The organism is Pseudomonas sp. IT-P44 (assembly GCF_949768225.1).
Classification (GTDB): domain Bacteria; phylum Pseudomonadota; class Gammaproteobacteria; order Pseudomonadales; family Pseudomonadaceae; genus Aquipseudomonas; species Aquipseudomonas migulae.
Map to the genome: position 1 here is coordinate 79,272 of NZ_CATKQM010000021.1, position 9,966 is coordinate 89,237.

The window sequence follows — 9,966 nt, forward strand, 5'->3', positions numbered from 1 at the left end:
GCGAGCAGGTCAACCTGCTCGCCCGCGCTTGCCGCGCCTGCACATCCTTTCTGCCAAACCCGCCCCTTGCACTGACCCTATGACGCGTCGGTGATAGCGGCTGCCTTGATTTACGCTCACTCTTGGGCTGCCAACGAATAACAAACGGGCGACGCACCGCATGAGCGGCGCAGTCCCCGCATCAAGAACCTAAGGAAGGAGTCTTGCCACGGGAAAGGAAGCATCGGCGTCCCGGCCAACTTCCACCCCTCAAATCACACTAACGATCACCCTTAGAAAGTTGCTTCGAGTGAGGCATTCACTCTTTATTTCGATTTCGACTTATATAAGCCGAAAGGAGCAACTACGCCCAAATAAAACTTATTCAAAAAGTCTTATTGGAACTTGTCACGCCCGAAAAAGTTAAACTTTAAAATAGTATAAAAATAACTTGCCCAGCACTTTATTCGTGTATTAGTTTTTCTCCGCCACTACTGGCTACTGGCTGCAACCCTTTAGCCATAAGACTTATATGCAACTAATACCGATCAATTCATTTGAGGCATCCGCTCGCCATCAGACTTTTTAAAGCACTCATTACTTATTGATCACACCTCACTCCGGACCACTTATAGGCTCGCCATGAAATCGACTAAAGACCGTCTTAATCAGAAGAAAGCAGAACTTAGCGCGCACCCGATTTTCTCTGAAATACATTCGCTTTCGGTACTTCAACGCTTCATGGAATCCCATGTGTTTGCGGTATGGGATTTCATGTCGCTGACCAAGCGCCTGCAACAGGAACTGACCTGCGTTCAGCTGCCCTGGCTGCCGCCGAGCGATCCGCAGGCGGCGCGCCTGATCAACGAGATCGTGCTTGGCGAAGAGTCCGATGATCGTCCGGCCCACGGCCATTACAGCCATTTCGAGTTGTACCTCGATGCGATGCGCGAAGTGGGGGCCAGCACGGCCGTCATCGAACGCTTCGTGGCGCTGCAGCAAGAAGGCGTGAGTTATGACGTGGCATTGCAGAGCGTGGACGTTGACCCGGCCGCTGCGCAGTTCGTGCGCCACACCTTGCACACCGCGCTGCATGCACCCGGTCACAGTGTTGCAGCGGCATTTTTGCACGGTCGCGAGAGCGTGATTCCGCAGATGTTCCAGCGGATTCTCGACGATTGGGGCATCGGTATCGAGCAAGCGCCGACCTTCCGTTACTACCTGGAACGGCACATCGAAGTCGATTCCGAAGACCACGGCCCGGCAGCGGAAAAACTCCTCGCGCGATTGGTCAATGGCGATCCGCAACGCGAAGAAGACGTCTACGCCAGCGCCCTCGCCGCCGTGGAAAGCCGCATTGCCCTGTGGGACGGCCTGCGCCTGAGCATGAGTGAGCCGTTGGCGGAGGTGAACGCATGAACGCCGCCGACTACCAATCCTTCGCCGACGCCTGGGAAAGCCGCGCGACCATCCGCACCCGACCGCGCCGCGTTCTGGAGAACGACGAAAAGCTGATCTACCCGCTCAGTCGCCAACCGCTGGTATTGAGTGAAACCTTTCTGCGCGAATGCCCGGAGCAACGGGATTTCGCCCTGGTGCAGACGCTCTACAAATTCATCAACGACGTGGTGATTTTCGAAACCGAGATCGTCGACAAAACCGCGCGCAGCATCGCCAAGAACCGCTTTGCCGTGGCCTTCCCGTTCGCCTGCCGGTACGACGCCATGACCGTGGTGGTGGACGAGGATTATCACGCACTGGTGGCGATGGATTTCATGCAGCAAACCGTCGCCATGACGGGCATCACGCCCATCGGCCTGCCGGATGAAATCGAACTGAGCCGGGCGATTCCGGCCGCCGTGGCACTCGCACCGGAACACCTGCGCAGTGCCGTGGAATTGATCTGCGTAGCCATCGCCGAGAACACCGTCACCGGCGATGTGGCGGCGTTTGCCAAGGACGACACGGTCAAGCAATCGATCAAGGGTTTGATGGCCGATCACCTGCTCGACGAGGGTCGTCACTCGGGCTTCTGGGCGCGGCTGGTGCGCATCTACTGGCACACCGCAAGCGAAGAAGATCGGCGATGCATCGCGCAGATTTTGCCGGTGTTCATCGGCCATTACCTGACCAACGACATTCAGAAGTCGTTCGACTTCCGCCTGATCGAGTCTTTGCAAATCAGCGAAGCCGCGCGCGCCGCACTCAAGCGCGAAGTGTCGGGACTGGCCTTCCCGATCAACCGCCATCACCCGCTGGTCGCCAACATCGTGCGGTTTTTCCGCAGCAGTTCGCTGCTCGATTCGCCGTGCGTTCAAGAAGCCCTGAGCGACTACCTGGTTTAACGAGGAGCACATCATGAGACGTCTCGACATTCTGCTCATCGGGCAGAGCCAGGCCCTGACCGACCTGGCGCTGGAGCTCGAACAACACGGTCATTCACTGATGCGGCTTGAAGCTGTTGGTCAGCCTGCGGCGGGACCGTTCGATTTGCTGATCGACGACACAAGCCTGCCGTATGAGGACTTCGGCGCGACATCGCGACTGACGCTGCAACTGGGCATCGGCGAGCCGACGACTTCAGGTCTTGTGACGTTGGACTTGCTATGCCTGCACGGTTCGACGCTGCTCACGCGCGTGCCGATTGCCGACGAGCCTTCGGGCAACGGCCAGGCATTGCGTGTGCGGGCGGTGGCGGAACTGGTGGATCATGTAGCGCTGCTGGTCAGTCGTTTCTCGCGGGACGCCGACTATTTTCTACTGGCCGAGCCAGCGACCCCGGTGCATTTCGAGCGGCTGGAAAGCCTGCGGTTCCTGGAGCACCTGGCCTTCGTCCATCGGCTCAATTCCACTGCTGATCCTCGGTTGCTGCAACTCGCGCAAGTGCCGATGATCGAGCGGCTTGAGCAGCGCTTCATGCAGTCCGCCGAAAGACCGGCGCTGAACCTTGCCGGCACGTCCCTCAGCTATCGCCAACTGCACGCTCACAGCCGCGCCATCCAGCAGCGTTTGCAGCCAATGCTCGAACAACTCGACGGGCCGTGGGTGATCGGCATTTGCCTGCCGAAATGCAGTGCGTTGTATGCGGGGATTCTGGCGATTCTCGGCAGCGGCGCGGTGTATCTGCCGCTGGAGCCGAGCCATCCGCTGCAACGTCAGCACTACATTCTGTCGAATGCCGGTGCCGTGTTGCTGCTGCACGACGGGCAGCATCCTCTTGCATCCGAGATGCTCAGCCTGGACATCAGCGCGATCGACATCGACAGCGTGGATCTCGACCAACCATTGATGCGCCAGCGCCCGGACCTCGATGCGCCGTGCATGGCGCTCTACACCTCCGGCACCACCGGCCATCCCAAAGGTGTGTTGCTCAGCCAGGCCAACCTCGCGCACTTCACCGCGTGGTACGCCGACTATGTGCAACTGACGGAGCAGAGCCGGGCGCTGCAGTTTTCGTCGTTGAGTTTCGACTCGTCGCTGATCGATATTTTCCCGACCCTGTTGCAGGGCGCCGAGCTGATCGTGCCCAGCGACGATCAACGCCGTGATCCGCTGCAACTGGTGGAACTGATCCGCCACCAACGCTTGAGCCACGCGTTTCTGCCACCAGCCTTGTTGAGCATTCTGCCGCTGGAGCAGTTGCAGGTGCTGGATCATGTGATGACCGGTGGTGATGTGTGCGAGCCCTATGTCATCGAGCAGCTCACCCGCCAGGGCAACCTCTACAACCTCTATGGCCCGACCGAAGCGACGGTGCTGATCACCGCGCGGCAACTGCGCGCCGGCGACAGCAATCGCACCCTCGGCGCGCCCATTGCCAACAGTCAGGTGCTGATTCTCGACGAGGATTTTCAGCCGGTGGCCGAACAGACCGTCGGCGAGTTGTACATCGTCGGGCCCGGTGTCTGCCTGGGCTATCTGAACAATCCGCAACAGACCGCCGAGCGCTATTTGAACGTGAGCCTGCCGAGCGGTGAGCACCTGCGCGCCTACCGCACTGGCGACATGGCGAAGTGGACCGACGCTGGCATCGAGTTGTGCGGCCGCCGGGACAATCAGGTAAAGATTCGCGGCTTTCGGGTCGAGCCGGAGGAGATCGAACGTTGCCTGCGCGACAGTCAGCTTTACCGCCAGGTGGCCGTGGTCATCGACAGCCAACGGCGGATTCTGGCGTTCCTCGCCCAGCCTCAGGAAGCGCTACCCGGCGCGGCGCGTGAAGCGCTGAAAGCACACGCCACCCAGTTTCTGCCGGACTACATGCAGCCCACCGCCTGGACCGAACTGGCGAGCATGCCATTTGCCAGCAACGGCAAGGTCGATCGTAAGGCCCTGCTGGAGCTGCCCGTCAGCATCGCCGAAAACACCGAGCGACGCTTGCCGGCCAGTGCCGATGAAGCGCTGCTGCTGGAGATCTGGGCCGAGCTGCTGGAGTTGCCGTCCAGCGACATTTCCACCGACGAAAGTTTCTTCAATTTGGGCGGCCACTCGATCCTGCTGTCGCGCATGCTGTTGCGCCTGCGTGAAGAGTTCGGTCGCAGCATCTCGATCAACCGCTTCATCGAACTGCCGACCATCGCGAAACTGGCGACACTGGTGCGCGGCTCCGGCACAGAGGAAGTGCTGAGCGAACAGGCCATGGCGGATGCCTTCCGCGAACTGGATATCGAGCCGCTGCCCGTCAGTCGCATGGGTGATGTACACAAGGTGATCGTCACCGGCGCCAACAGTTTTGTCGGTGTGCATATTGTCGAGGCGTTGTTGGCGTGGGGCGCCAGCGAAGTGGCGTGTCTGGTGCGCGATGGCAGCGGGCAATCGGCAGCGGAACGCTTTGCCCACGCATTGCGGGAAAACCGTCTGGAGCATCTGGATTTGAGCCGGGTGCGGGTTTACGCGGCGGACATCACACAGCCCTCGCTGGGGCTTGCGGTGGATGTTTATGAGCGCCTGGATCGCGAGTACGGCGCGCTGGTGCACAACGCCGCCAACGTCAATCACGTGCTGGATTACGAGTCGCTGGCGCGGGACAACGTCGAACCTATCTTCGAGTGCCTGCGCCTGTGCGAAGGACGCAGTAAAAAAATCTTCAATTTCGTCTCGACGCTGTCGGCTTCGAGCACGATTTCCGCTGATGGCCGGGTGCTCGAACTGCCCGCCGCGCAGACCCCGCCGATCTACATCAAGAATGGCTACAACCTGTCCAAGTGGGTAGGCGAACGGATCCTGGAAAGGGCTCGGGAGCGCGGGGTTCGGGTCAATCTGTACCGACCCGGCAACATCAGTTTCAACAGCCTGAGCGGCGTCTGCCAGCCGCACAAAAACCGCTTGATGCTGATGCTCAAAGGCTCGATCCAGCTCGGCCAGGTGCCGGAATTCGCGTTGAATTTCGACCTGATGCCGGTGGACTTTCTCGCCCGTTTCATCGCCTTCCACGCCAGCCGATATTCAGCGGAAAAAGCGGTGTTCAACCTGCACAACCCCGAGCCGCTGAGTTGGGACGATTACGTCGCGTCCTTCCGTGAGGCGGGTCGGGAATTCTCCATGGTCAGCGTCTCCGACTGGCAGCAGCAATTGGGCCGGGTCGACAGCGACAACGCGCTGTTCGGCGTGCTCGGTTTTTACCTCAACGGCTTCGAAGAAGACATCGGCGACATCTCGATGATCGGCCATGACAACGCTCAGGCCGGCGTGCGGCAGATGGGCGCGCACTACCCGGAAAAATCCCCGGCGCTGCTGCGTCGCGGCTGCGACTACCTCAAAGAAATCAACTTCATCTGAATCACTCAAGCGGAGCAAAACCATGAAAAACCTGCAACCCGATACCCTGATCAAAAACCCGCAAGGCTGCCTCGTCGTGTCTTCGGTGGACGTGCCGGCGCAGGCCGAAAAAGTCTGGGCGGTGGTCGGCAACTTTGCCGGCTTCGATCAATTCATCCCGGCGTTGTCGCACATCGAGACGACCGGCGAAGGCGTGTCATCGCTGCGCAAGAAATTCTTCAAGGACGGCAACCTGGTGGTCGAGCAACTCAATTCGCGGGATGACCAGGCGCGGAGCATGACCTGGACCACGATCTACAACACCTTGGGCGTGGCCAATTTGTGGGCGGCGATGACGGTTGAGGTGCTGGGTGAAGGCCAGTCCCGAGCGACCTGGAGCATCATCGCCGAGCCGGCTCAGGGTGGCGCCGAGGCGCTGCCGGGGTTCAAGGATTTTGTGCAGGGGTTTGCCGATGATGCGATGAATAATGTGTTGAAGTTGTTTGCGTAGGACACACTTTTTTCGGTGATGCGCCAGTCCTCTTCGCGGGCAAGCCTCGCTCCTACAAGGTATCGAGTAACCTGTAGGAGCGAGGCTTGCCCGCGAAGAACGATAACGCGGTAGATCTGACCTGAATCAGATCTTGAAGCTATCAACCAACTGCTTCAACCGATTCGCCTGCAACGACAATGCATCGCAATCCTTCAACGTTTCATTGAGGTTGGCCACACTCTGCTGATTCAGCAGATTGATCTGGTTAACGTCGACGTTGAGGGTTTCCACCACCGCCGTCTGCTCCTCGGTCGCTGCCGCCACCGACTGGTTCATCCCGTCGATTTCGCCAATGCGCTTCGTCACGCTGACCAGACGCAGACCCGCCTGGTTCGCCACTTCAACGCTCTCTTCGCTGGAGACCTGACTGGCGTTCATGGTGGTCACCGCTTCACGCGAGCCGACCTGCAGCGACGTGATCATCTTGTGAATCTCCTCGGCCGATTCCTGCGTGCGATGCGCCAGGTTGCGTACCTCGTCCGCCACCACTGCAAAACCACGACCGGCTTCACCGGCGCGTGCCGCTTCAATGGCGGCGTTGAGCGCCAACAAGTTGGTCTGCTGGGAGATGCCTTTGATCACATCGAGAATGTGCCCGATGTTGTCGGTGCTCGCGTTCAGGGTTTCGATCTGCGTGCACGACAGGCTGATTTTCTGCGACAGCTCGGTCATGGCCAGAATGGTTTTTTCCACCACCTGACGACCATCATCGGCCTGCTCGCTCGCGCCGCTTGCATGCTGCGAAGCGTCGGCGGCGTTGCGGGCGATTTCCTGGGTGGCGGCGCCCAACTGGTTAATCGCCGCCGCCACGCTGTTGGTGCGCGCACTTTGTTCGTCGGAACCGACGATCGACGCGTTGGACGAAGCCATCACCCGTTGCGACAGGTCATGGACCTGCCGGGTTGCCGAGGACACTTCGGAAATCGACGCGTGAATTCGCTCCACGAACTGGTTGAAGGAGCCGCCCAGTTCGCCGAATTCATCTTTGCTTTCCACGGACAGACGACGGGTCAGGTCGCCTTCGCCCTGGGCGATGTCCTGCATCGCACGACCCATGGTGGTCAACGGGCGCATCAGCACGTTGATCAGCAGGGTCAGCAGCACCGCAATGACGGTGACAGCGATAAACATCGCGATCAACGCTGAGGTGCGGAATTGGCTCAATGGTGCGTAGGCCTTGTCCTTATCGATCGACAGACCGATGTACCACGCAGCATTCGGCAAACCGTTGACCGGGGTGAACGAGAGGATGCGTTCCTGGTTGTTCAGGGTGACTTGCTGATTGCCCTTCTCGATGCGCAGACCGGCGTTGGGGTAGATGTCCTTCAGGTTCTTCATGACCTGGTCTTTGTCCGGGCTGACGATCACCTGGCCGTCGGCACTGACCAGAAACGCATGGCCAATGCCGCCGAAGTCCACCGAGTTGATGATCTTCACCAGGGTTTCCAGGCTCAGGTCACCGCCGACCACGCCAAGCAACTCGCCATTCTTTTTCACCGGCATGGCGATGGTCACGACCAACCCACCGACGGCCGCCATGTAAGGCGGGGTCAGCATGGTTTTGTCAGCGACAACCGCTTGCTTGTACCAGGGACGCTGACGCGGATCGTAGCCATCCGGCATCTTCGCGTCAGGGCGCTGAGTGAACACGCCATTAGTCTGGCCGACGTACGTGAACTGGAAGTTGGAGGTGAAGGCCGGCTGATCAACCAGCCCCGGCAGATCGGCATTGGCGCCTTGATGAGCGACGTTTTGCGCGAGGTTTTCCAGCACCAGCACGCGGCCGCTCATCCAGTTCTGCACGCTGCTGGCGGTCAGGTCGCCGGCTTGTTGAACGGAGGATTTGAGGTTTTGCCGAATGGTATTTCGCTGCAGATAGTCGTTGTACAAAGTGAACAACGCAAAAGCCAGCACCACGACGCCGGAGGCGGCCAACAGGATTTTATGGCTGAACTTGAGATTCATTTCATAGGGCTTCTATGCAGAAAGTGGGGATGCGTTCCGGGTTGCAACATTCCATGTACAGCTCAAGCGGCTCTAAGGCCGCTCTACTTTGGTGCACGCATGTCTCACCAGTCTGTCGGCACAGGCGGGATAAATCTTAGGGGCTTGTACGAAATGACCGGTATTTCCGTCAGATACCCGCCGAACGGCGTGCTAGAGGGCTTGAGTAGCATTGGTGTGATGACGGTTGTTCGAGCGGCAGTTGCAAATTCCCCGTCCCTTGACAACAATGCGAGTAATTATCATTTGTGACGTTCGGGCTAATGCAGCCGAAGGGCTCACTCTCAACGTTCGGTGGAGCGCTATGTCGCTGATTCGCTCTATCACTGCTACCTGCTGCGGTACCCAACATGATGCCTGTGGATAATTCGGCACTGGGTCGGCGTGGCGAACCTCATCAACAAGTGGTCAAACAAGCCATCCACTGGCTGCTGCGCTTGCGAAACAACGCGAGCAATTCCAGGCTGCGCCAGCAATGCGATGTCTGGCGGGCAGAACATCAGGAACACGAATTGGCCTGGCAACGGGTGCAGTCCCTGCACGCTGAACTCAGCAACAATCTGCATGCGGTACCCGGTGCCCACGTCGCCTTCAACACGCTGGAAAACAGTGCTCAAGGACTGGGCAGACGCCAGGCCTTGAAACTGTTGTCGGGTGCGTTGTTGATGGGATCGGTAGCATGGCTGGGCAGGGATCTGACAGGCTGGCAACAGTGGACCGCGGATTTTGCCACCGCTACGGGCGAGCGCCGTGGTTTCCAGCTGCCGGATGGCACGCGACTCGAACTGAACACCGCCAGCTCAGTGGATCTGGACTACACCGCGCACCAGCGTCGGATCAAACTGACCCGTGGCGAAATCATCGTGACGTGCGGCGGGGCCGATGAAGGATCTTCACTGGATCGACCGCTACGCGTGCACAGTCGCCACGGTGTGTATGAGGGCGTCGCCGCACGTTTCATCCTTCGCCAGGACGCGGACTGCACGCGGCTCAGCGTGACCAGCGGCATGGTCGCGATCCATTCACCACTGCCTGCCGATGGCATGCCGATTCAGGTGCAGGCCGGTCAGAACTATGTGATTGATCATCAGCGGGCACGTTTGGCACCACCGCAGGCCATGGATGTCGGCGCCTGGGTCGACGGTCTGATCGTCACCCGCAACATGCGTCTTGGCGATTTCCTGCAGGAGGTCGGACGCTACCGCCATGGTTATCTGACGTGCACAACAGATATTGCCGACTTGCGGCTGTCCGGTGTCTTCCGGTTGGAGGACACCGACAAGCTGCTGGCCATCCTTCCGCAGACCTTGCCCGTGCAACTGCGCTACCGCACCCGATGGTGGGTGACGTTGGAGCGGCAGTCAGCAGCCACCGCTACAACGTTGCCGCCGGAGCTTTGAGCGATGTGCTCGATCAATTTGTGCGCCAGGTGGGCAACTGATCGAAAACCGCCACAGTGAGCTACCAGTTCTAAATACTCGGCATACAAAAAAGCCAGCCCTTGATTTTCAGGGGCTGGCTTTTTTGTTTCTTGAAGGCGGCCTATCGGGATATTAGCGAGCCCGAAACGACAAAACCCCTGTCTGCGTTAGCAGACAGGGGTTTCGGAATTCAATCTTGACGATGACCTACTCTCACATGGGGAAACCCCACACTACCATCGGCGATGCATCGTT

6 protein-coding genes and 1 pseudogene are annotated in these 9,966 nt (G+C 59.2%); 6 read left to right on the top strand and 1 reads right to left on the bottom strand.

The annotated features are described in order from the left end of the window. The first annotated feature begins 621 nt into the window (after positions 1–621). From ACM6IO_RS12610 to ACM6IO_RS12625, 4 genes are read left to right on the top strand one after another with little or no spacing between them, the layout of a single operon-like run. A complete protein-coding gene (locus ACM6IO_RS12610) occupies positions 622–1,398 on the top strand; it encodes a DUF3050 domain-containing protein (RefSeq protein WP_008039599.1) in 777 nt (258 codons plus the stop codon). Further along, positions 1,395–2,324 (top strand): diiron oxygenase, encoded by a 930-nt coding sequence (locus tag ACM6IO_RS12615; protein ID WP_192417321.1) that lies wholly within the window; start codon positions 1,395–1,397, stop codon positions 2,322–2,324. Before ACM6IO_RS12610 ends, ACM6IO_RS12615 begins: the two co-directional genes overlap by 4 nt. Positions 2,325–2,337: 13 nt before the next feature. Beyond that, the gene (locus ACM6IO_RS12620; RefSeq protein WP_414911564.1) at positions 2,338–5,754 is read left to right on the top strand and encodes an amino acid adenylation domain-containing protein; all 3,417 of its coding nucleotides are present in this window, start codon (positions 2,338–2,340) and stop codon (positions 5,752–5,754) included. A 22-nt stretch (positions 5,755–5,776) separates the two neighbouring features. Next, positions 5,777–6,244: an SRPBCC family protein gene (locus ACM6IO_RS12625; protein WP_414911565.1), complete on the top strand. Its 468-nt coding sequence runs from the start codon at positions 5,777–5,779 to the stop codon at positions 6,242–6,244. A gap of 126 nt (positions 6,245–6,370) precedes the next feature. Here the strand turns inward: ACM6IO_RS12625 and ACM6IO_RS12630 are convergent, their stop codons facing one another. Next, positions 6,371–8,251 (bottom strand): methyl-accepting chemotaxis protein, encoded by a 1,881-nt coding sequence (locus tag ACM6IO_RS12630; RefSeq protein ID WP_414911566.1) that lies wholly within the window; start codon positions 8,249–8,251, stop codon positions 6,371–6,373. Between the two features lie 309 nt (positions 8,252–8,560). On the opposite strand from ACM6IO_RS12630, the pseudogene ACM6IO_RS12635 reads away from it, so the two are divergent. Together ACM6IO_RS12635 and ACM6IO_RS12640 are read left to right on the top strand one after the other, a co-directional pair. Further along, a pseudogene (locus tag ACM6IO_RS12635) lies at positions 8,561–8,644 on the top strand (RNA polymerase subunit sigma); the annotation flags it as partial. Next, on the top strand, positions 8,644–9,690 hold the full coding sequence (locus ACM6IO_RS12640) for a FecR domain-containing protein (protein ID WP_414911567.1): 1,047 nt from the start codon (positions 8,644–8,646) through the stop codon (positions 9,688–9,690). The pseudogene ACM6IO_RS12635 and the gene ACM6IO_RS12640, both read left to right, overlap by 1 nt. The last annotated feature ends 276 nt before the right edge of the window (positions 9,691–9,966 follow it).